This is a genomic window from Lysinibacillus sp. NPDC056959 (genome assembly GCF_042674095.1).
Taxonomy (GTDB): domain Bacteria; phylum Bacillota; class Bacilli; order Bacillales_A; family Planococcaceae; genus Lysinibacillus; species Lysinibacillus zambalensis.
This window is the reverse complement of record NZ_JBHURE010000040.1, coordinates 1-22,381: the sequence shown is the minus strand read 5'-3', so window position 1 is coordinate 22,381 and position 22,381 is coordinate 1. Positions and strand designations below refer to the sequence as shown.

Annotated in this window: 19 protein-coding genes and 1 other annotated feature; of the genes, 8 read left to right on the top strand and 11 right to left on the bottom strand. The window is 36.4% G+C overall.

What is annotated here, in order from left to right; all coding sequences use genetic code 11:
- The 6 genes from ACFTQ7_RS23860 to ACFTQ7_RS23835 all read right to left on the bottom strand — a co-directional run.
- Positions 1-322, bottom strand: a 322-nt coding sequence (locus ACFTQ7_RS23860; protein ID WP_386831714.1) for a hypothetical protein, incomplete at its 3' end; no start/stop codon positions are given.
- Positions 309-1,022 (bottom strand): ATP-binding cassette domain-containing protein, encoded by a 714-nt coding sequence (locus ACFTQ7_RS23855; RefSeq protein ID WP_386831712.1) that lies wholly within the window; start codon positions 1,020-1,022, stop codon positions 309-311. The genes ACFTQ7_RS23855 and ACFTQ7_RS23860, both read right to left, overlap by 14 nt.
- 2 nt (positions 1,023-1,024) lie before the next feature.
- Complete coding sequence (locus ACFTQ7_RS23850) at positions 1,025-1,177, bottom strand: hypothetical protein (protein ID WP_386831710.1); 153 nt, start codon at positions 1,175-1,177, stop codon at positions 1,025-1,027.
- Positions 1,178-1,187: 10 nt separating this feature from the next.
- Positions 1,188-2,522, bottom strand: coding sequence for a radical SAM protein (locus ACFTQ7_RS23845; protein ID WP_386831708.1), 1,335 nt, complete (start codon positions 2,520-2,522; stop codon positions 1,188-1,190).
- A gap of 204 nt (positions 2,523-2,726) precedes the next feature.
- Positions 2,727-2,858, bottom strand: coding sequence for a subtilosin A family bacteriocin (locus tag ACFTQ7_RS23840; RefSeq protein WP_386831706.1), 132 nt, complete (start codon positions 2,856-2,858; stop codon positions 2,727-2,729).
- 390 nt (positions 2,859-3,248) lie between these two features.
- Complete coding sequence (locus ACFTQ7_RS23835; RefSeq protein ID WP_386831704.1) at positions 3,249-3,935, bottom strand: Crp/Fnr family transcriptional regulator; 687 nt, start codon at positions 3,933-3,935, stop codon at positions 3,249-3,251.
- A gap of 2,083 nt (positions 3,936-6,018) precedes the next feature.
- On the opposite strand from ACFTQ7_RS23835, the gene argC reads away from it, so the two are divergent.
- From argC to ACFTQ7_RS23815, 4 genes are all read left to right on the top strand, one after another.
- Positions 6,019-7,053: an N-acetyl-gamma-glutamyl-phosphate reductase gene (gene argC, locus ACFTQ7_RS23830; protein WP_386831702.1), complete on the top strand. Its 1,035-nt coding sequence runs from the start codon at positions 6,019-6,021 to the stop codon at positions 7,051-7,053.
- Between the two features lie 105 nt (positions 7,054-7,158).
- Entirely contained in the window at positions 7,159-8,391 is a 1,233-nt protein-coding gene (gene argJ, locus ACFTQ7_RS23825) for a bifunctional glutamate N-acetyltransferase/amino-acid acetyltransferase ArgJ (protein ID WP_386831700.1), read from the top strand.
- Positions 8,354-9,127 carry an acetylglutamate kinase gene (gene argB, locus ACFTQ7_RS23820; protein WP_386831698.1) on the top strand — a complete coding sequence of 258 codons (774 nt, stop codon included), beginning with the start codon at positions 8,354-8,356 and terminating at the stop codon, positions 9,125-9,127. The genes argJ and argB overlap by 38 nt, the downstream gene beginning before the upstream one ends.
- Positions 9,128-9,256: 129 nt before the next feature.
- Positions 9,257-10,387 carry an acetylornithine transaminase gene (locus ACFTQ7_RS23815; protein ID WP_386831696.1) on the top strand — a complete coding sequence of 377 codons (1,131 nt, stop codon included), beginning with the start codon at positions 9,257-9,259 and terminating at the stop codon, positions 10,385-10,387.
- A gap of 271 nt (positions 10,388-10,658) precedes the next feature.
- Here ACFTQ7_RS23815 and ACFTQ7_RS23810 read toward each other — a convergent pair whose 3' ends face one another.
- A complete protein-coding gene (locus ACFTQ7_RS23810; protein ID WP_386831694.1) occupies positions 10,659-11,540 on the bottom strand; it encodes an NAD-dependent epimerase/dehydratase family protein in 882 nt (293 codons plus the stop codon).
- A gap of 96 nt (positions 11,541-11,636) precedes the next feature.
- Positions 11,637-14,768 (bottom strand): transglycosylase domain-containing protein, encoded by a 3,132-nt coding sequence (locus tag ACFTQ7_RS23805; protein WP_386831692.1) that lies wholly within the window; start codon positions 14,766-14,768, stop codon positions 11,637-11,639.
- A gap of 102 nt (positions 14,769-14,870) precedes the next feature.
- Positions 14,871-15,074: a binding site (T-box leader), on the top strand.
- A 73-nt stretch (positions 15,075-15,147) separates the two neighbouring features.
- Between ACFTQ7_RS23805 and tyrS the strand changes: the two genes are divergently transcribed.
- Entirely contained in the window at positions 15,148-16,416 is a 1,269-nt protein-coding gene (tyrS, locus tag ACFTQ7_RS23800; protein ID WP_386831690.1) for a tyrosine--tRNA ligase, read from the top strand.
- 510 nt (positions 16,417-16,926) lie between these two features.
- Here tyrS and ACFTQ7_RS23795 read toward each other — a convergent pair.
- The 3 genes from ACFTQ7_RS23795 to ACFTQ7_RS23785 all read right to left on the bottom strand — a co-directional run bounded on the left by ACFTQ7_RS23795 (position 16,927) and on the right by ACFTQ7_RS23785 (position 19,823).
- Complete coding sequence (locus ACFTQ7_RS23795; RefSeq protein ID WP_386831688.1) at positions 16,927-17,736, bottom strand: cobalamin-binding protein; 810 nt, start codon at positions 17,734-17,736, stop codon at positions 16,927-16,929.
- 122 nt (positions 17,737-17,858) lie between these two features.
- Positions 17,859-19,064 (bottom strand): iron-containing alcohol dehydrogenase, encoded by a 1,206-nt coding sequence (locus ACFTQ7_RS23790; RefSeq protein WP_386831686.1) that lies wholly within the window; start codon positions 19,062-19,064, stop codon positions 17,859-17,861.
- Positions 19,065-19,460: 396 nt separating this feature from the next.
- On the bottom strand, positions 19,461-19,823 hold the full coding sequence (locus ACFTQ7_RS23785) for a hypothetical protein (RefSeq protein WP_386831684.1): 363 nt from the start codon (positions 19,821-19,823) through the stop codon (positions 19,461-19,463).
- Positions 19,824-20,002: 179 nt separating this feature from the next.
- On the opposite strand from ACFTQ7_RS23785, the gene ACFTQ7_RS23780 reads away from it, so the two are divergent.
- From ACFTQ7_RS23780 to arr, 3 genes are all read left to right on the top strand, one after another.
- Positions 20,003-20,590, top strand: a complete 588-nt coding sequence (locus tag ACFTQ7_RS23780) for a TetR/AcrR family transcriptional regulator (protein ID WP_386831682.1) — start codon at positions 20,003-20,005, stop codon at positions 20,588-20,590.
- Positions 20,591-20,593: 3 nt separating this feature from the next.
- Positions 20,594-21,424, top strand: a complete 831-nt coding sequence (locus tag ACFTQ7_RS23775; RefSeq protein ID WP_386831680.1) for a CPBP family glutamic-type intramembrane protease — start codon at positions 20,594-20,596, stop codon at positions 21,422-21,424.
- 168 nt (positions 21,425-21,592) lie between these two features.
- The gene (gene arr, locus ACFTQ7_RS23770; RefSeq protein ID WP_386831678.1) at positions 21,593-22,009 is read left to right on the top strand and encodes an NAD(+)--rifampin ADP-ribosyltransferase; all 417 of its coding nucleotides are present in this window, start codon (positions 21,593-21,595) and stop codon (positions 22,007-22,009) included.
- The last annotated feature ends 372 nt before the right edge of the window (positions 22,010-22,381 follow it).

Sequence of the window (22,381 nt, the reverse complement as noted above, 5' to 3'; positions counted from 1 at the left end):
GAGTATTACTAATAAATATATATATATTTGCTGTAGTTAAAAATTCTCTTAATTGTATAGGTATTAAACTAATTGTTTGGTAAAGATTGCTATTTCTAAATGAAATCCAATAAATATTAATGTTTAGCAAACAAGGAAGTATAATGAAAAGTTTAAAAAAATTATTATTTAAAAAATCCATATTCCCTTTAATAGAACTTAATAAATACGTTTCGAAAGAAATTAAAATAAATACAGAAAAAAAAGTTCCAATAATACTTTTAAGATTATTTTTATTTTTTTCATATAATAATAGAAATTTAAAATAATTATAATTGATCATAGTCCGATAACACCTTTCTAATGTTATCATTATTATGAAGTTTTATTTGAAAACATTTTTGATTTGTAATATAGATAATATTCGGTGTAATTTTTGTTATTATATCTAATAAGTGAGAAGAGATAATTATACATTTTCCATTATTAGAAAGCTGTTCTAAGTCTTCTAAAAAAGTATCAATACTTTGTATATCCAATCCATTTAATGGTTCGTCAAATATAAGAATTGGAGCATCTATTATTATTGAACAGATAATAGATGCCTTTTTCTTATTTCCAAGGGATAGATTTTTCATAGGCGTATACAAGTATTGAGAAAAATTATACCTTTCAGATATTTCTAATATTTGTTCTTCGGTGAATGAACTGTTATAGGTTTTTAGTAAAAAAGTAATAAATTGGATGCTGTTCATATAAGGTAAAATCATAGGGAAATCAGGAATAAAAAAACGTTGATTCTTAGAATCATGAATAAACCTTTGATTTGAACTATTACTAAAATCCTTTTTTCCGATTTTCACGGAACCTTTGAAAGACATTAATACACCGCAAAGTGTATTCATGAGTGTTGTTTTTCCGGAACCATTTTTACCTAGTAAACCATAGATAGCTCCGGTATTTAGAGATAAGTTTATATCTTTTAATATTAGATTCTTTTGATCGTACCATATATCTAGAGATTTAGTATTTATTATTTCCATACTTATTTACCTTTTTTATTGACATATTTACTGAAATATAAAATTGCAGTAATAATAAATAACACTGCAAATAGCCAATTTTCTCTAAAAGCGAAAGAAATTGCGCCAAGTAAAAAAATAATGCTAATAATAATTGTTAAAAGTCCCCTTTTCATATTAACCTCCTTAAACGAATTCTAATAGTGGTTCAAGTTCTTGACCTTTTACCCAATTACAATGAGATTTTCTATGATTTTTGTTCGCATTAAGTCCTTTTAAGTAACAACCAGAACAGTATCCGCTTAATGGACATTTTTCGCTACAAAGTGCGCTTTTTTGAGGTGATTGTATTTCCCATAGTTTTTTCACGATGTCTTTTGAAAATACTTGTTCATAAGTTTCCTTCTTCAAATTTCCAATTGAAAATTCTTTTGGGAAAAGTGCACAAGGTCTTACGTTACCATGAGGATCCATTACAATTGATCTCCAACCTGCACCACAATTATTTGCTTTATTTTTTTTGATAGGTACTAAAGGAATAATATCTTCATTATTTTTGATAACACTAACTTCAAACTCTGAAAATGAAATATCCCCCTTCTTATTTAATTTTAACTGATTCATATCTTTTCCTCTACCAAAGTCATCAATCCAGTTATATGCAAATGCTGAAGCACCTAAACCTCTTACAAGTGTAGCCATTTCATCTATTTCCCACATATTATCTTCATATATAGACATACCGACTCTTACAAAAAGGCCATTATCAGATAATCTTTTGATATTTTTACAAGTTTGTTTGTGAGCATTTTTTCTACCTCTGAATTCATCGTGCTTATTAGGGTAAATACTATCTAAGGAAATACCAATAATAATTTTTTCTTTATAACTTGTAAGTAGGTTGAGAATTTCTTCTTTTAACAAAGTTCCATTTGTTAATATTCCAACTTTCCTGAATTTATTTAGAGCAAAAGTTAAAATTTCCATTGCTTGTGGGTGAACAAAGATTTCGCCGCCTGTAATTTCACATGTTAATACTCCGTTGTCATACATTTGTGTAGCTATACTTTTAAATTCATCAAGAGTTAAATTATCTTCAATGTCAGGCGAACTTTCTAGATAACAATGTTCACACTTTAAATTACATTTATGAGTAATTTCAAAAGTTGCATGTAGAGGTGTTATATAATATTTATTACCAGACAAATTTATATTTATTTTATTGGAATGCGTTGTGAATTTAATAAGTTGTTTTTTATATAAATCTTCTACCAGTTTTGAGTACCAATTAATATGATCTTTAATATCACATTGATATTTTTGACACATGTTATTTAAAACTTCTTCAATTGTTTTGGTGCCATCAAAATTTGTACATGCTTCAAATGCTGAAGAATTTAAGTCAAGGTACTCAAAATCAAATATATTATTTTCATCATTTATGTATTTGACTTCTATCACACCACCATTAGGTAGTTGGTGTAATCTACAAGATTCATTAAATGCGATATAATTAGACAAATTTTTCAACTCCAATTTAACTAAATTTAGTACAAAGTGGTTTGGAAATAACGGAAATCCCCTAACTGAAAGCTGAGCAATAAAACATCACGAAAACCATTATAATGAAAGAAATCCAAACTAATACGAAATTTGATTAGAATTTCAATTAATAGTTCGGATTTTTCTTTCACTGAAATTATTTTGCCCGAGCATCTTTGTTAATTACGATGATATACCAAAAACACCAGTTATCCCCATGATTTCAAAATCAGGGAAAGGTCCATCGATTAAACAAGCAGCACCAATTGAGCAAGCAGAGCAACCTTTGTTACTAACCATTACGCCTTGTTCCATAGTATTGTACCTCCTATATCAGAATGTCTTACACTATCAATATAAAATATTAAATAAAGAATTTCAGTGATATTTGTTACAATATGTAAAATTTGTAGAATCAATTAAGGCTCTTCACCAAAATACGAGCTTGACTAAGAACCGTACTGAATCCATTCTGCCTTGTACTCGATTAAAATAATTTCTTTGTAGTACTACGGGTTACGTGTGAAAAAATGACGCTTTTGAAGGGATTTGATTAAACTATTTTCCCTTCTACCGTCGCATTAGTGAACACGTAATTTCAGTTTATTTTTTTAAAACATTTAGAGTAATAAATACAAAGTGCTCAAGCGAGATGCATATGTATTCCGTTGCTCTAAAAAAGGTATAATCGGAGACTGGTAAAAGTTAAAAGGTGTTACATACATGAATTGGGCAGTCTTCACAATTCATCAAATCCTTTAATTGATTTATATTTTTTATTATTATTCTTGAGTTTCGGTATTCTATTGTTTCCTTTTCAATTAAATCTTTCATTGTTCTACTAATATTTTCTCTAGTTGTTCCACAACATTGGCTTAATTCATCATGCGTTAATTTTATATCAATGATAATTTCGTCGTTCTTTGCTTTGCCAAAAGAATTTGATAATCTTATAATCATTGATATAAAATTCCCAGTCTTATTACATACCAACAAATCTCGTAACATCATATCTTTCTTCATTGATTCATTAAGTAAATATTCATTGATTTCTTTTACTAATTCGCTATTTTCTTTTTGCATTAATAACTTTTTTCTGGAGACCCTTATCACACTACCATTTTCCTTAAAGTACAGAGACATTTGATCGTTAATACTCTTATTACAGATGTAAATGTTACCTGCTTTCATTATCTTTAATATTATCTCTTTACCTGTTATAGTCTGTTGTTTTAGTAAAGCTATACCTGAATCAATTAAATAAAAATAATCATCTTCGCATTCTAAATTATAGTATTCACACCTACCTATTATTTCTTTAATTCCATTATTTAATATAAACTTATTAATTCTATTATTTAACATAAACTCATTAATTCCATTTTCTATCATATAAATACCTTACCTCTTAATATTTTAATAGAACCTAGATTATTCATTATTCAACACAAAATCCCATAGGAAAGCCGATAAGGCAGCTTTTTTAAGGGATTCTTTATTTTACTTAAAAGGTGAAAATAGAATCCATTTATGGTGAGGTTATTACGTCTAAACATCAACCAAAAGAAAGGACTCCTGTTAGGAGTATCCTCCTATTCCAACTGTATTGTTATATTTGTAAAAAAATGACTTCTTAATTTTAGATAAATGCATTAGTACACTTCTTTTAATTAACAGTTATTCAAATTAAGGTTACTGGTTAGTAATTTGTAGATCTAATTCTAGCTCTGTTAATTACTATAGTGATTCATTTATCCTCGAGTTATTTTGAATCTATCATTTTTGAGACCGACACTACAACCGACGTTTTTTTGTTATTGTAGTGTCTGTGTATCTTAAAATCCAGGTGGCGTTTACAATAAAAATTTCTGTTAGCTCTGTATCAAAAGCATTTACAATTTTAAAAGCTGGCTGCTTCTTTTTTTCTTTAAAACTTTGGAGTAGCTCCTTTAATTCTTCGCCAATCAATTTTTTCTCAGCAAGAATTGTATCTAAAGATGAATTTATTTTTTAATGTTTTTGCCTAATTTTTTCAAGGCCTCCTTTAAACACTGTATTTATTGATTATATTACCAAAAAATACATCTTTTTTCCATATTTAACTCTGTTAATAAAATTGTTATTTAAATATCTGGTAAATATCCTTTTGGTACTTTGTGTGTCATTCATTTCGAGGAATATGCAGATACTTTTAACGAAACTATTTATAAGATTGGTGTCGCTATTGGAATACTTATATTGTCATTCGATATTATCTATGATTTACAAGATAACGATACCGACTATATCTGAACGAAAATGCCTGAATTCTCGCTCAATACGTTGCTGGCAATGTTGACAATGTTTCTAAAGTACTGTGACAAAGTAGTTTTGAGTAACGAGAACTTGCCTTCCAAATAATTGAACAATGCACATGCACATTACGAAGTATCAACGCGCAACAGCTAGATTTACTAAATGTTTGTCAGGTGAGCCACCCTATTTACAAATGATTTTATCTGTTACCTGTGGGGACTTCGTTTTTGTTTTTCCAATTCGGCATTCTTCATTGCGAGTTCTTCAATTGTAAGTGATGGGTGTTGTTCGACCTTTTTCATAGCTAAAAGAATTTGACAAGTTGTGCCGAACTCCTTCTTTCGATTACAGAAGACAAATAGATGAGAAGAAAAGGGATCAAGCTGAAAGTACAATAGCGGCCAGGCCATCGACGGATCTTCGCAAATCTGTCGCACCACAAGCGATAAAGACTTGATCCATCCGAATATTAGTGAACATGGTTTCGTACCAAATGTAGGATTTTGGTGAGCGTTGCTTCCTCGAAATTTGGTGGCAGTTCGATGGAAATCCCCTTTATCTTAATGACAATTGGAACAGTGTCTGAAATGACGGATTCTCGAATCGCTACCGGAAGCCACTGTGCTGGCTGCGGTGATTTTGGGAGCGTGTCTTTTACATACTTTGAACCGGTACATCCTGTTTAGCACACCAAGCAGCGACACTTGTTTCACTGCTGTCTTGAAAGGCTTGAATACGTGAGTACCATAAGAGTTGACGTTCTGATCGGGTCATGAAAAAACCTCCTAATGAATGATTATCGAGATTGTCTCACGATTATTAATTCAATAGAAGGTGTGTATTACTTCATTTAACGGGATATTTACTTCTATTTTACCGTTAGTTACTAATTAAAAGCAGAAAATAGTATACAAAAATTTTTTGCATAATAAAACATCTCCTTTTAAGTAGAAAGATGCCTTACTCGATATTAGAGAAATTAGTTTTCAAATTTTATACCTCCTAGGAAAACCTGCAGCGAAGCGGCAGCGGCAAGGGGCGCAGTCGGAACGGAAATAAACTCCACGTTATGATAATAATCAGTAAATATTTAGAAAAGTTTAAATATAAATAAAAATTCAGTTGACTTAATAAATATGCAGACGTATACTAACTTTAACTTATTTCAGAGGTGAGTGCATTGAAAGTAGGAATTGTTGGTGCAACCGGGTATGGTGGATTAGAGCTTATTCGATTTTTACATAATCATAAAGCGGTGGAGCGGATCGATTTATTCACATCCTCAGAAGAGGGTGTCACTTTTTCTTCTAAGTTTGGTCATCTCGTTCATATAGCCGATACACCTTTACAAAAAATTGATTATGGGGCTTTAGAGAAATTTGATGTTGTTTTTACAAGTACGCCTTCAGGGGTGACAAGTGAGCTATTACCTCCGCTGGTAGGGAAAGGTCCTAAATTAATAGACTTGTCTGGTGACTTTCGTTTACAAGATCCAGCGAGCTATGAAGCGTGGTACGGTAAAAAAGCGGCACCATTGGAAATCATTCAACAAAGTGTATATGGCTTAACCGAATGGAATGCAGAAAATGTTCAACATGCTTCTCTTGTCGCAAATCCAGGGTGTTACCCAACAGCGGTATTACTTTCGTTGTTACCGTTGCTAAAAGAAAGATTGATTGATTCGAACTTTTTAGTGATTGATGCAAAAAGTGGGATTTCAGGAGCCGGAAATAAACCATCGCAAACAACGCATTTTAGCGAGGCGAATGAAAGTTTATCCATCTATAAAACGAATGCACATCAGCATATACCAGAAATTGAGCAGGCTATTTCAATGTTTACAGGGGTCGATACAACTATTACTTTTAATACGCATTTAGTGCCAATGACTAGAGGGATTTTATCTACCTCATATGCACCTGTTATGCCTGGTGTTACAGAAGAGCTGCTAGTAGCTTGTTTACGGAGTGCTTATGAAAAGCATCCGTTTGTACGGATTGTTACAGATGCTAATAGTCTGGGAACAAACCGTGTTAAAGGTTCGAACTATTGCGATATTTTAGTGAAAGTAGATAGCCGTACGAATCGTGCCACAATCGTTGGCGTTATCGATAATTTAGTCAAAGGGGCTGCTGGGCAAGCCATTCAAAATATGAACGTTCAATTAGATTTACCACAAATTACAGGATTGGATGTCGTTCCATTCTTTATTTAACTTCTTTCAGAAAAATGTTTTATGTAGCGAAAGCATAGCGTCAGCTTCAAATATTTCTTATCTCTTACGTCGAGGATAATTGATTAACTAAGGAGGAAAGATTTTATGACATTAATAGCATCCGCAAGTATGATGAAAAAATTATCAAGTAAAAATATTGTTTCACCAAAGGGCTTTAAAGCTGCGGGTTTACACTGTGGTTTAAAGCATAAGAAAAAGGATTTAGCTGTATTAGTCAGTGAAGTACCAGCGAGTGTAGCAGGTGTCTTTACAACGAATGCTGTGCAGGCAGCACCATTAAAAGTAACAAAGGAAGTTGTGTACACAACGAAAAAAATGCAGGCGATGATTGTCAACTCCGGAAATGCTAATGCATGTACAGGGAAGCAAGGGGCGAAGGATGCACAAACAATGCAATTCCTAGTAGCGGAAAAGCTTGGTATCGAGGCAAATTTAGTAGGAGTTTGCTCGACAGGTGTCATCGGTGAAATTATGAATATGGAGCCAGTAGCAAATGGGATTAATCAGTTAGTGCCAAAGGATAATTTAGAAAGTGCGATTGATTTTGCCCAAGCGATATTAACAACAGATACCGTTATGAAAAACACAAGTTACAGTACTATCGTTGATGGCAAGGAGGTTATTATCGCTGGTGTTGCAAAAGGTTCGGGTATGATTGAACCAAATATGGCGACAATGCTAGGTTTTATTACGACAGATGCAAATATTGAATCAGAAGTTCTACAGGCTACTTTATCTGATCTAACAAACTTGACTTTTAATGCAATTACAGTGGATGGAGATACATCTACAAATGACACAGTAGTTGTGATGGCAAACGGCTTAGCAGGCAATGAAGCTCTAACTCCTAATCATCCAGATTGGCAAAACTTCTACTTTACTTTGAAAACAGTAGCTCAAGACTTAGCGAAAATGATTGCCAAAGATGGTGAAGGTGCAACGAAGCTAATTGAGGTTGAAGTTGAAGGGGCAATTTCGGATGAAGAAGGGCGTAAAATTGCTAAAACAGTAGTCGGTTCACCGCTTGTGAAAACGGCAGTATTTGGCTGTGATGCAAACTGGGGACGTATTATTGCTGCTGTAGGCTATAGTGGCGCAACGGTTGATCCGGAAAAAATTACGATCCAAATTGGCGGTGTAACTATGGTTGAAAACGGTGAGCCAGTTCCATTCTCGGAGGATGAGTTAATTCAAATTTTAAAAATGCATGAAGTGAAAATTTATGTGTCACTTGGTATTGGGGAAGGCAAGGGGCATGCTTGGGGATGTGATCTAACTTATGACTACGTTCAAATCAATGCCTCGTATCGCTCGTAAACGAATGGTTATTAAGCTTGGGGGTAGTACGCTAGAAGGGTTAAATGAATCATTTTTTGAGAATTTTAAAAAACTTCAAGAGAGCGGTGCAGAGCTTATTATTACCCATGGTGGTGGCCCAGCTATCAATCGTGAACTAGCGGAGCGTGGAATAAAATCACATGCTATAAACGGTATTCGTGTAACGAGCGAAGCTGTAATGGATATCGTACAGTCAACGTTATTAGGAAAGGTCAATCCGGCGCTTGTTCATGAATTAACAACGGCTGGCATAGCTGCAATTGGTTTAAACGGATTTGATGATCAGTTGATTGTAGCCGATTATTTAGATAAAGATGTATTCGGTTTTGTTGGTGAAGTGAAGACCATCAATACACCTTTGCTAGAAACATTAATAAATGCAGGGGTAGTACCAGTTATTGCTTGCGTCGGAGCGGATGTACATGGTCAAGCGTTGAATATTAATGGAGATACGATAGCAAGTGAAATCGCACTAGCTTTAGAGGCAGATAGCTTATTACTTGTAACAGATGTAAATGGTATTCGAATAAACGATGAATATCAATCGAAAGTAACACCTTCTTTCATCAATCAATGGATAGAGGAGGGGCATATTTACGGTGGGATGATACCTAAGGTTCAAGGAGCTCTCGAATGCTTAAATTCAGGTATTCCATCCGTGCAAATTGTTGGGGAATCCTTAGTAGGTACGACAATTTTATCTCATTTGAATTAAATGCTTGTCTTCACCTTTGAAAGTTATTCTTCGTTTTAGTAGGAATGACTGTTCTAATGGCATATTGGTAGCAATATAGTTGAGTAAGATTGAAGATTTTTAGCTATGAATTTAAGTAGGGGTGATTAGATGAGTGCTTTATTTGGAAACTATGGAAATCGCCGCGCCCAAATTGTCAAAGGGCAAGGAACAGTTGTTGAAGATGCTGCTGGGAAAAAATATTTAGATTTTACAAGTGGAATTGCTGTAGTGAGTCTTGGTCATGCACATCCAGCGATTGTGGAGGCTATTCATGATCAAAGTAGAACGCTTTGGCATATTTCTAATTTATTTGCTATTCCTGATCAGGAGAAAGTTGCACAAAAATTAATAGTTGATACACATCTTTCATATGCATTTTTCTGTAATAGTGGTGCGGAAGCAAATGAAGCTGCCATCAAGCTTGCACGTAAGCATACAGGAAAAAATCATATTATTACTTTCGAGAAATCCTTTCATGGACGAACTTTTGGAGCAATGTCCGCAACAGGTCAGGGCAAGGTACATAACGGCTTCGGACCACTTGTTGAAAAATTTACAATTCTTCCTTTTAATGATGTGGTAGCACTTGAAGCAACGGTTGACGATTCTGTCGCAGCAATTATGTTGGAGATGATTCAAGGTGAGGGTGGCGTTAACAGCGTATCACCAGAATTCGCAGCAGCAATAGCTAAAGCTTGTGACAACAAAGGAATATTACTAATAATCGATGAGGTTCAAACGGGTATTGGACGAACAGGAACAAAATATGCTTTTGAACAAACGATTTTAAAGCCGCATATTGTAACGTTGGCAAAAGGGCTTGGTGGAGGTTTCCCTGTCGGTAGTATGCTTGGCACAGCAGAGCTATATGAAACATTTAGTCCTGGCACACATGGGACAACATTCGGTGGAAACCCACTTGCAATGCGTGTTGCTGAAACTGTGCTTGATCATGTCTTTGAACCTGCATTTTTACAAAATGTACAGGAGCTATCCGCATATTTTGTGAAGCAGTTAAAAGAGAATCTCCCTTCTGCGTATACCGTACAGGGCAAAGGCTTACTTCTTGGCATTGGCTGTGGTGATTCTGAGGTAGCCTCGTATATAACTGCGGCAGAGGAAAACGGCTTATTATTAGTAGGTGCAGGGCCAAATGTTATACGTTTATTACCTCCATTAACCGTGTCAAAGGCAGAAATCGATGAAGCAATTGCGATTTTGAAAACGATACTGTTGTAGTATCTGGACAATTATATACGATAAAAAAATCTGCTAGACTTCTTCACAAGAAATCTAGCAGATTTTTTAATGCGTGTGGTTGATTTCCGTTCCGGCTGGGCGCTTTATTGTTGCTGTCGCTTATCTGTATCAAAAGAGAAGAATCAGGTCCTCCCACTTTGAATTCAATGAGGGCAAAGAAATTAGGAGAGACTAACTGCCCGTAAAAACCCGATTGGTGAAGACTAATAATTAGTGGGGTAAAGAACACCCCACTAATTAAAGTTTCACTTTATTGCAGTTCTTTTACTAATGTTTTTACTAGTGTAGGGAGCCAATCGTGAAGTTGACTAAATGTGAAGCCTGCTGCTTCTGCCTTTGCAGTTGACATATACCAATCTGCTGGAACCCCATATGGTGACTGTGACTTTTCATTGCCACCTACAAGAGCTATTTTTGCATGCTTTCCGGTTGCATTTTCAATAAGACCTAGCAAATCCTTTAATGAAATTGCACCTGCCGCTGTTGCGTTATAAGCGCCTTCAATTGATGTAATGCCAGCAAAATACAAAAATGCAGCTGCTTCGTCATCTGTAATAAAGCTCATTTTTGCTTCAATATTTGGCAATGAAATAGGCTGTTCCTGTAAAATTCGTTCAACATGAAAATGTAAACGGCGTGTATAGTCGTTCACACCCATAACAATTGGGAAACGGACGGCGACAACAGGGAACGTAGCGTTTCTGAAAAGTACTGCTTCTGCTTGGCACTTTCCTTCACCATATGAAAAATCTTCGCGATTCCCCATTCGAATTTCATAATTAAATGGATTAAAATCTTCTTCTGTTTTGACATTGCCGTCTATTTCGTAGGTGGATAGAGTAGATGTAAAAACGAGCTTTTTCGTTTTACCTTCTAAAATTTCACATATTTTAAGAGCTTCATTCGGAGAGTAGCAAATATTATCATAGACAATGTCCCATGTAGTACTTGATAGCGCCTGTGACAACGAATCGGCATCATCTCTATTAACAAATAGCTGTTTCACCTTCGTACCAAAAGGATTTCCACTTTGTCCACGTGTTAAAATAGTTACGTTATGCCCATTTTGAAGACAAAGCTCAACAAGCTTTTTACCAAAAAGGCGAGTGCCTCCTAAAATTAAAATGTTCAATTACTTCCACCCCTTTAAATTAATAGTCACCTATATAATGACAAAAAAACAGGCATACTACAATCACTTTTTAAATGTAGTATGCCTGCCTGTTTATTATTGTTTAGGTGGGTCAGTCGGCGGAGTAATATTTCCGTTGTTTCCTCCATTAGAACCGTTCCCGTTATTTGAGCCATTTCCAGTGCCACCGGAACCGTTGCCATTACTTGAGCCATTTCCAGTGCTTCCGGAACCGTTGCCGTTATTTGAGCCATTCCCAGTGTTTCCGGAACCGCTGCCGTTATTTGAGCCATTTCCAGTGTTTCCAGAACCGTTGCCGTTATTTGAGCCATTCCCGGTGTTTCCAGAACCGTCGCTGTTCCCGTTACTACCATCAGACCCATCGCCATTCTCTGAGCCATTTCCATTTTTGTCCGATTCATCGCCGTCAGTCGGTGGAGTAGTTGTTGGGACCTCTTCTTCCTTGTCTTTTTCAGGTTGTTTTTCACTTGCGTCGCCACCCGTAGAAACGATATTGGATTGCGGTGAAGTTAAACCTGTAATATCTACAGCGACAACAACATAGGCTTGACCACTTGCTACCGTCATGCTTTGTGATGATTCAAGCACTGATCCAACAAGGGTTCTTTCGCCATTTGTTACTTTATAAATTCGGTAACCGACTACATCATTTGAAGAGCCAGTCCATGATAATGTATTCCCATTAATTGAAGCAGATACTGCTGCTGGTGCACTGCTATCTGCTGGGAAATTAACAGCTGATACCGATGAATTCGCTAATGTCGAATTTTTTGGTAATAGGCTGGCCGGATTACCGCCAAGTGGGCCAAGCATTCGTTTAATAAATGCCTGATTAATTCCTGCACCGCTTGCTTTTACAAATTCTGCTGGTGTGCTAGGAAGGGCATTATAGGTTTTACCTTTTATTGTAACAACGCTTGAAGAAGCTAAGCTATCATCAGCTTGTGAAGGTAAAAATACTTTCGCATTAAACAAATCAGAGCGCACGAGACCAGCATTAGCACATGCTGCAGATGGCGCTAAACCAGAAATACCGCAGAATGATGCAGTGACAACGTTTTTCGGTTGCACAAATCTATTTTTAGGGGCAATTAACTGTGGATCTACATCATATACAGAATTCATTAAGGTTCCCCATAGCTTGTTAATTCGCACGCTAGGCTGTTGATACGTATTATTAAATGCATATAGTGATTGATTTTTATCATAACCCATCCATACACCAAGAGAAACATTCGGGTTATAACCAACTAGCCACACGTCTTTGTAGTTTTGTGAAGTACCTGTTTTAGCGGCAAAGTCAGCAGAGAATTTTAATGTATTTCTTGCTACAGTACCTGTTCCTTTTGTTAGCACATCTCGTAACATATCTGTAATGATATAAGAAGTTTCAGGACTAAATACTTGTTCAGGTTTAACTTCGTGTTTATATATGATATTTCCATTTTGGTCTTCAATTCTATCGATCATATAAGAGTCTATGAATTGCCCACCATTTGCAAAAGTTGCAAAGGCATTGGTGTTCTCTTCAACAGTAATACCTTCTTTTACGCCTCCGATACCAGCTGCAATGTTTGTGAAGTCATCGGGCTTTAGGGTTGTGATCCCCATCTTTACTAAATAATCGGCAGGGCGTCTGTTAAGAATACTATAATATAGTCGTAAAGCTGATAAGTTTTGTGAATCTGCTAATGCCTCACGTGCAGGAATTAGACCTCGTTCATCACTAGTAATATAGTTGCTCGGGCTCCAGCTACCAATCGAGAATTTTACGTCGACTAAGGGGCTACCTGCACCGATTACACCGTATTCTATTGCAGGTGCATATACGAGTAAAGGCTTCATTGTTGAGCCATTTGAGCGTTTTGCCTGTGTTGCATAGTTATAACTTTTTAATTCGAAATCACGACCACCGACAAAGCTTAAAATACGTCCTGTAGTATTTTCAATTAAAATACTACCAACCTGTACAGGCATTTGGACATCAATTTCTTCACCTGTTACAGGGTCTTTGTCTTTAACAGTGTAAGTATGACCGTAATTTTTAAAGTTTTCCGCTGCGCTTTGCATCGAATCGTACATATCTTTATTAATAGTTGAATAGATACGATAACCTTTTGAGCGGACATCACGATCTGCTAAGATCGTATACTTTTCTTTTAATTTTGTTTCATTTTTTAAGCGCTCTGGATCAATACCATCTGCTTCTGCTAGTTTTTCCGCAATAATGTCTCTTGCTCGACTTTCAAGCTCATACGTTAGCCATGGGTAGCGATCTTCTGCGCGCATCTCCGGTGAACGGAAGTCAGCAGTGATATCGTAAGCAAGTGCTTCTTTATATTGAGCTTCGTTAATATAACCTGCGTCTTTCATACGAAAAAGTACAGTTTTCATTCGATCAATACCCGGTTGCAGAGCTTCTTTACTTTTAAGTACACCTGTATTTGTGAAAGGTGTGTAAGCAAAAGGTGATTGAGGTATACCAGCTATATACGCTGCTTGAGGAAGTGATAAATCCTTTGCTTTTACATTGAAAATACCTTCAGCAGCTGTTTCTACCCCTGCAATGTTTCGACCGGAAGCGTTACGACCATAAGGAATTATGTTTAAGTAGGCCTCTAATATTTCTTCCTTTTTCATAAAGTGCTCTAAACGCATCGCAAGTAAAAGTTCTTTTGCTTTTCGTTCATAAGATACTTCGTTTGTTAATACTTGGTTTTTAATAAGCTGCTGTGTTAGTGTAGAACCACCTGTTTGTGTAGAAGAGTTGGTTACGTCTTGAAGTAACCCGCGGATGACGGCTTTCGGAACTATTCCGTTATGTTCACGGAAATACTCGTCCTCTGTCGCTAATACCGCATTAACAACATCAGGTGAGACAGCGTTTAATGTTGTTACTCGACGGTCTAAATCTGTCCGTAATTTTCCGATATAAATATCGTTGGCAAAATAGATCTCACTTGTTGAATCATAGTTGAAAATTTCTTTTCGTAATTCTTCCTTAGAGCGTAGTGGCTCTTCTTTTACAAGTGAAGCAAAATAGCCAGCGCCAACTGAACCGGCAAATACAGTGCCTACCAATGCAAAGACTAAAAATAGTAAAAATAAGTTCCAGGCAACACTTCCTGAAATACGTAATTTCTTCATCCATTTTTGTTGAATTAAATCATCGATCTTTGCATTGATTTTCTCAATCCAATCTTTCAATGTATCGACCCCCTAAAATCTTGTCTATTATAGCACATATTGATTTAGGTCGAACATAATTATTGACAATGAAAAAGAATCGTTTAGAATAATGCTTATAGTTTTCTAGCGAAGAAGAGCTTGCAGTAGTGTCTATATTCCCTGTATAGAGAGCCAGCGGTTGGTGAAAGCTGGTCATAATGTAGAGACGAATTACGTGCTTGGAGCTTAGACGTGCGCGCCTGCGATAAAGGCGGTTGAATGAAGAGGAAGATGGATGACATCTTCAAGCTGGGTGGTACCGCGTTAGTTTATAACGTCCCTGCATGCAATATTTTGCGTGTAGGGACTTTTTTGTTTCTCCCTACACGGAATTATTAAACACTTAGGAGGAGTAAAAATGACGAACGAATTATTACAAGACTTAGAATGGCGCGGATTGTTATACCAACAAACTGATGCTGAAGGTATGGCCAAATTATTAGATGAACAATCTGTATCTTTATACTGCGGTGTTGATCCAACTGCGGATTCTATGCATATTGGACATATTGTGCCTCTTTTAACGTTGCGTCGATTCCAAAAGGCGGGCCACCGTCCAATTTTATTAGTTGGTGGTGCGACAGGGATGATTGGAGATCCATCTGGACGCTCTGAAGAACGCCAATTACAAACTGTTGAGCAAATTGATAAAAATGTTCAAGGTATCCGTAGCCAATTAGAGCGTATTTTTGAATTTGCAGAAGATGGCAATGGTGCTCAGTTAGTTAATAACCGTGACTGGATTGGCAATATAAATACGATTGAGTTTTTACGTGATTATGGGAAATTAATTAACGTGAACTACATGTTAGCAAAAGATACAATTGCATCACGCCTTGATACAGGGATTTCATTTACTGAGTTTGCGTATACATTAATTCAAGGTATTGATTACAATCATTTATACAACCATTACAACTGTCGCATTCAAGTAGGTGGCTCTGATCAGTGGGGGAATATTACAACTGGTTTAGAAGTTATTCGCAAAACACATGAGGAAGAGACAAAAGCTTTTGGTATCACAATTCCTTTAGTAACGAAAGCAGACGGTACGAAATTTGGTAAAACAGCAGGTGGCGCTGTATGGTTAGATAGTGAGAAAACATCTCCATATGAGTTCTACCAATTCTGGATTAACGCTGCGGATGCTGATGTTGTAAAATACTTAAAAATCTTCACATTCCTTTCTCGTGAAGAAATTGAAGCTTTAGCAGTATCTGTAGAAGAGGAACCACATTTACGTAAGGCACAAAAAGCACTAGCTGAAGAAATGACTCGTTTAGTTCATGGTCAAGAAGCATTAGACCAAGCGATCCGCATTACAGCTGCTTTATTCTCAGGTGACTTAAAAGCACTTTCTGCTGATGAAATGAAGGATGCGTTTAAAGATGTTCCTTCTATTGAAATGGCGAAAGAAGATAAAAATATCGTGGAGTTACTTGTGGAAGCAGGTATTTCTCCTTCAAAACGTCAAGCTCGTGAAGACGTAACAAACGGTGCGATTAGCGTGAACGGTGAAAAGGTCACTGAATTAGAATATGTCATCGACGGTAAAGATCGTTTAGAAGATGCATTCAGTATTGTTCGTCGCGGCAAGAAAAAATACCATATGGTGAAGTTTGTTTAATCCGAACAAACATGTCAAACATCCCCTCGATATTTGAGGGGATGTTTTGCTTTGTTAAAAAACGATTGTGTTAATGAAAATAAGATGCAAATAAAGTATGGTTCTTCGGCAAAACGAGGGGTTGATTTTCCGTTCCGGCTGGGCGCTTTGTTGCTGCCGCTACGTTAGCACTACGCTTTCGCACAGAGCAAAGCTTCCTGGGGGCGTCCGATAAGCCGCTTCACTCGCGTTGCTCGCTCCAGGGTCTCGGGCCAACACGATGTTGGTCACGAAGGCGTTATCACAGGACGTGATGGTTTTAGCCTTCGTTCCTCTATCGCTGATCCCCAAGGAGTCGCCCAGCCTCCACTCCAATCAACCATTTCACATAGCTTGTATCTTCTGGCTTGTCATAGTTATAAAACGAAACACCAGCAATGTTTTACCTTTGCGAAAGGGAGTAGCTTGGAACGGAAATCACTCTCATTTATAGCGCCGCAATATTAACAAAGACTTCATTGACCATTTCTTTTAACTATCTAAAAAGCTAGGAAGCTTTATGTGCTTATATTCTTTTGGGTGAAGCATGTTCGCAAGCTTTAATGCACCCTCTATGAGGCGTGGTGATGGACGACAATAAAGCCATTCCTCCATTACATGGAGCTGTTTCATTTTAACGGCACGTAGCTCCTGCGCATGGGAACGCTTTAATAAATTTGCGGGTTGAATACGCTCGAAGGCAACTCCTACCCAAGCCATCATAATATGGTCTGGGTCACGCTTTACTACATCAGCCCAATCAGTTTGTACGCTTGCAAGTTCTACATCCTGAAACAGATTTTGCCCACCGGCAATGGCACTAATTTCAGTTAGCCAATTAATGTTCCCTGGAGTAAAAATAGGATTTGGCCACCATTCCCAATAAAGAGTAGGTTTTTTCGGAATCGTTTGAGCAACTGTGCGGAGACGAGCAATACATTGTAAATATTCCTCAGAAATTTCTTTAGCACGACCTTCAACCCCACAGGCTTTCCCTAAAGTATGGAGATCCTGTGCGATTTCCTCTAATGAATTGGCATTAAAAACAATGTGGGGAATATTTCTAGCTTGTAACGCTTCAATATTTTTTTCCATGCCTGGGACACTTAAGGATGCGAGTACAAGATCAGGCTGTAATGCTTCTAATGCATCCATATCAATTGATAAATCAGGGCCAAGCAGAGGTAAGTCTTTTACTGCTAATGGCCAATCCGAAAAATCATCGACACCAACAAGCTGATCAGTCAGGCCTAAATAAGCGACTAGCTCAGTATTACTCGGACAAATTGAGATTAAACGCATCTTCTTATCTCCAATTCTTTTTAAGAAAAGTATAGCGAGTGTTGGGGTCACATACAATGCCCGAATGTTATCCATCCGCAATAAAAAAGCATGCCTACAAGAGACATGCCTTTTGTTTACTATTAAGAAAGTGCGATAGCTTCGAGTGATTCTTCTTTTTTCGCTACAGGGCCCATCGCATTTGTAATAATTTGTTTAATGTCTTCTAAAGTTGCTTTACGTGGGTTTGTTGCAGCGCATACATCTAACATTGCGTTTTTCGCTAAGATTTCAATATCCTCATCCTTCGCACCTAATTCGCGGAAGCCACTTGGAATGTTCAAATCTCTAGAAAGATTTTCGATTGCTACAATTGCTTTCTCAGCAGCATCACGTTTACTTAACGCTTCAACGTTCTCGCCTAACAATTCTGCGATTCTCGCAAAACGGTCAGTACGTGCTGTTAAGTTGAAGCGGCAAACATGTGGCAATAGAATAGCGTTACATACGCCATGTGGTAGATTATAGAAACCACCTAATTGATGAGCAATTGCATGCACATAGCCAAGCGATGCATTATTAAACGCCATACCTGCTAAAAATTGTGCGTAAACCATTTGCTCACGTGCTTCTAAATCTGCACCGTTTGCATAGGCACGTGGTAAATATTCAGGAACTAGCTGAAGTACCTTTTCTGCACATGCATCAGTAATTGGTGTTGCGTTTGTCGACACAAATGATTCGATTGCATGTGTTAATGCATCTAAACCAGTAGCCGCCGTTAGAGCAGGAGGTAAGCCAATCATTAACTCAGGGTCATTAATCGATAGTAGTGGAGTGACATGTTTGTCCACGATGGCCATCTTCACTTTACGAGCTGTATCCGTAATAATTGTGAAGCGAGTCATTTCACTTGCTGTACCAGCAGTTGTGTTAATAGCGATTAATGGAACCAGTGGGTTTTGTGATTTGTCAACACCCTCATAATCATGAATGCGTCCACCATTCGAAGCAATAAGTCCGATACCTTTTGCTGCATCGTGTGCACTACCGCCTCCAAGAGAAACGATTGAATCACAGTTTTCAGCATGGTACACTGCAATCCCGTCTTCAATGTTTTGATCTGTTGGATTTGGTTCTGCTTTCGGGAAAATTGCTACATCTATTCCAGCAGCTATAATGATGTTAGCAATTTGTTCAGAGAGACCTAATTTGTGTAAGCCCTCATCTGTTACGATTAATGTCTTTTTCACTTCTAAATCATTTAAACGTTTACCAACTTCTTGAATTGCTCCAGGTCCAAATAAGTTTGTTTTCGGCATAACAAATTGCTTTAGAACGTCTGACATAATTCCAACCCCTTTAAAATAATTGTTATTGCTTGAATGATGGCGAACCACCTTTCGAAATTCATAGTATTCTATTCCTTGTAAAAGTTCAACTCGTATTTTTATTAAAATTGTTAATTTTAATCATGTTATTATTTTACAAAAAAGATAGATATGTTTTTGATATGATGAAAGGTTGATTTGTCTAAGAGTGTTAAATTGAAGACGTTTAGGAAATTGTTTTCCTATGAAAGTAAAATATATTTTTGGGAAATGTGTTCTATTTTAAAGGATTGTTGAATAGTAAATAACTGATATTTGTTTTTAATATAATAGTAGTGATTATGGTGTTTTTTAATTGCGTAATTACTATTTTAAAGTACATAAAATCGTCATACTTTATAGGTATTTTAAAAATTATTCGACTCTCCTTTTTAAATTGTTTAAGGAAATCCATAATGCGAGAGCTACATAAAGAATGACAGTATATCCGAGTAATGCGCACATATAGAAAATTGCCTTTGAATCTGAACTGATTGGAGGATAACCACTGTGAGCATTAAAATGATATACCTCCTGCTCAGTACCGAACCAAATAGCTACTAATAAAAAGTTGATTAGAAGAAGAGCCAGTAAAGCTTTTTTATGAAAAGTGATGTGCAGCAGACTTTCTTTAAAAGTAATTGGACGGTTTGTTTCCTTGCTTTTAAAGGGAACTAAGAAAAAAATCATGATGCCACTATAGACTAAAACCAGCACAGTAAGTTCAGAAACCCTCATTATTTCCTCCTTTGAATTTCTAATATTTCCTATTTAGACTTCCGTAAATATAAAAGGGTTCCTTTTTCATTGATATATCAAATATTAAAGTTTTTATTTTTTGGGCACTTTTCAGGGATATTTGCGATTTTATTGAATAATATTTCAATGAATATACTTTCAATAAAGAGGTGGGGGAAATGTCAATAAGACATGAACAAAAAGAACAACGAAGGGCTCTAATTTTACAATCTGCATTAGATTTGTTTATTCGAAAGGGATATGGTGAAACGAAAGTTGCTGATATTGCTAAAGCTGCTAATATGAGCATGGGGTTGCTTTTTCATTATTTTGACTCTAAGGAAAAGCTTTATGAAGAGCTAATTCGCATAGGATGTGAAAGACTTCAGATGGATTTTAGTTTTACTAATGAATCACCGTTAGCTATTTTTACAGCTGCTGCTGAGGAGTTGTTTGACATGATTCGTACAAACCCATCTGCAGCAAAAATGTTTGTCCTAATGGAGAATGCACAACATCTTGATTCCTTGTCGGAAGATTTAAAAGAAATGCTTATGGAAGCAGATAAATTAATGAAAAAGAGTATTCCATTAATAGAGAAGGGGCAATTGCTAGGTGAAATTAAACAGGGGAATGCTGAAGCGCTTGCAGTAGCATTTTGGTGTTCTATTCAAGGAATCGCTCAATACGTTGCGCTGCATCCCGAGACTCCTTGTCCCAATGCGATGTGGATTATTTCAATCCTTGAAAACAGGGAGGAGGATTGAAAAATGAAAACTAAACGCAACATAATAATCTTTATAGTTGTTGTTTTGCTATGTGGTTGGCTTGGCGTTTTTGTAGATCGCTTCATCCCTGAACAGCCTAGAGGTGACACACTTGGGATGGGGATTTGGTTAGTATTTCCGCTGCTGACAACTATATTGTTACGTGTCTTTGCGGGAGATGGTTGGCGAGATATAGGCTTATTGCCTAATTTAAAAGATAACATAAAATGGTATATTGTCTCACTCCTAGTCTATCCTGTCGTCACTTCTATAGTTTTGTTAGTAAGCTATCTATTTGGCTGGATGGATTTTTCGGATTTTAATGTAGATACATTAGTTTCAGTTTTTGCTGGTGGTTTACTGATTCAATTTGTTAAAAACTTTTTTGAGGAATCAGTTTGGAGAGGTTATTTGACAAGTAAACTTTTAACGATAAAAGTAAATGATTTTTTGCTGTATTGTATTGTAGGTGGTGTTTGGGGAGCGTGGCATATGCCGTACTTTTTAGTGTTCCTATCAGAAAGTGATATCCTAAGTGTGCTTCCTGTGAATAGGTGGCTATTTGCGTTAATAGGTATTGTGACGATGATTTGCTGGACAGTAATGTATACAGAAATTTATTTACTGACGAAAAGTATTTGGCCACTTGTCCTTATGCATATGACAGAAGATGCACTTGTGAATCCACTAATTCTTGATGGCTATATCAAAATTGCTCAAGGGAAAGAATTCCTTGTTTCCCCCACGGCAGGCATTATTACTACAATGCTTTACCTATTGATCGGGCTTTTATTACGAACTAAACGGAAAAAGTATCAACTGCAACTGAAATAGTTCCAGTTCTATAAACTCGCTTGCAAAGAACGGTTGAATACAGTTAACGTCTTACCCTCTACTTATATTATAACCCCATCTGAAAATTATTTATAGACTACATTTTCGCCCATTCTTTACCTTATACTGTTATACGCAAGTCAAAAAAAGTATAAGGGGTGCGTTTATATGAATGACAAAGAAAATATCTTAGATCCCGGTCCGTTCTTTCATGGTACTAAAGCAGAACTGAAAATCGGAGACCTGCTTGAACCTTTGCACTTATCCAATTATCAGGATAAAAAATCTAACCATATATATTTTACTGCAACATTGAACGCGGCTAAATGGGGTGCTGAATTAGCAAGATCTAACTCAAAAGAGAGAATTTATATTGTAGAGCCATTAGGTGATTTTGAAAATGATCCGAACGTAACTGACAAACGATTTCCTGGAAACCCAACACGTTCTTATAGGTCTAAATCTCCTTTGAAAATAATAGCTGAATTAAGTTCATGGGAAAGACATTCCGATGAAGAAATAAATCATATGCTTACATTTTTAAAAAAGTTAAGTGAACAAGGACAATATGTAATATACGATTGATTCTCACATTACTACAACTCCCGCCAAAGACATGAGCTAACGGGGGAATTACAAGAAGGTAACGTAGAGTAGCTTGTAACAGGAATAGGGAAATTTACATGAAGAAAATTGGGTTGCGTAAGCAGCTCTTTTTTTCTTTGTTGAACTAACGGCGCAGTATAGTGGAGGAAGAAAGGTATTTGCAATGATAACTTATTCGCTGCATGTATTAAAAACTATGGGGTGATGATTCAGTTGAGATATACTCCAAAAGAGTAATTTTAATTAAAAAAAAGCCATAGTTGAATTGATAAGGAAAGAGTCCATTTGAGGAGTTTAATTCAAAATGGATTCTTTTTATTTTATTATAATTAAACAAAAACAACATATTAT

Coding starts and splice junctions, on each gene's coding strand:
- ACFTQ7_RS23790 (WP_386831686.1), bottom strand. CDS start 19,064: ATGTCAGACGTTCTAAAGCAATTTGTTATGCCGAAAACAAACTTATTT.
- tyrS (WP_386831690.1), top strand. CDS start 15,148: ATGACGAACGAATTATTACAAGACTTAGAATGGCGCGGATTGTTATAC.
- argJ (WP_386831700.1), top strand. CDS start 7,159: ATGACATTAATAGCATCCGCAAGTATGATGAAAAAATTATCAAGTAAA.
- argB (WP_386831698.1), top strand. CDS start 8,354: ATGACTACGTTCAAATCAATGCCTCGTATCGCTCGTAAACGAATGGTT.
- ACFTQ7_RS23815 (WP_386831696.1), top strand. CDS start 9,257: ATGAGTGCTTTATTTGGAAACTATGGAAATCGCCGCGCCCAAATTGTC.
- ACFTQ7_RS23795 (WP_386831688.1), bottom strand. CDS start 17,736: ATGCGTTTAATCTCAATTTGTCCGAGTAATACTGAGCTAGTCGCTTAT.
- ACFTQ7_RS23780 (WP_386831682.1), top strand. CDS start 20,003: ATGTCAATAAGACATGAACAAAAAGAACAACGAAGGGCTCTAATTTTA.
- arr (WP_386831678.1), top strand. CDS start 21,593: ATGAATGACAAAGAAAATATCTTAGATCCCGGTCCGTTCTTTCATGGT.
- ACFTQ7_RS23785 (WP_386831684.1), bottom strand. CDS start 19,823: ATGAGGGTTTCTGAACTTACTGTGCTGGTTTTAGTCTATAGTGGCATC.
- ACFTQ7_RS23855 (WP_386831712.1), bottom strand. CDS start 1,022: ATGGAAATAATAAATACTAAATCTCTAGATATATGGTACGATCAAAAG.
- ACFTQ7_RS23840 (WP_386831706.1), bottom strand. CDS start 2,858: ATGGAACAAGGCGTAATGGTTAGTAACAAAGGTTGCTCTGCTTGCTCA.
- ACFTQ7_RS23775 (WP_386831680.1), top strand. CDS start 20,594: ATGAAAACTAAACGCAACATAATAATCTTTATAGTTGTTGTTTTGCTA.
- ACFTQ7_RS23835 (WP_386831704.1), bottom strand. CDS start 3,935: ATGATAGAAAATGGAATTAATGAGTTTATGTTAAATAATAGAATTAAT.
- ACFTQ7_RS23850 (WP_386831710.1), bottom strand. CDS start 1,177: ATGAAAAGGGGACTTTTAACAATTATTATTAGCATTATTTTTTTACTT.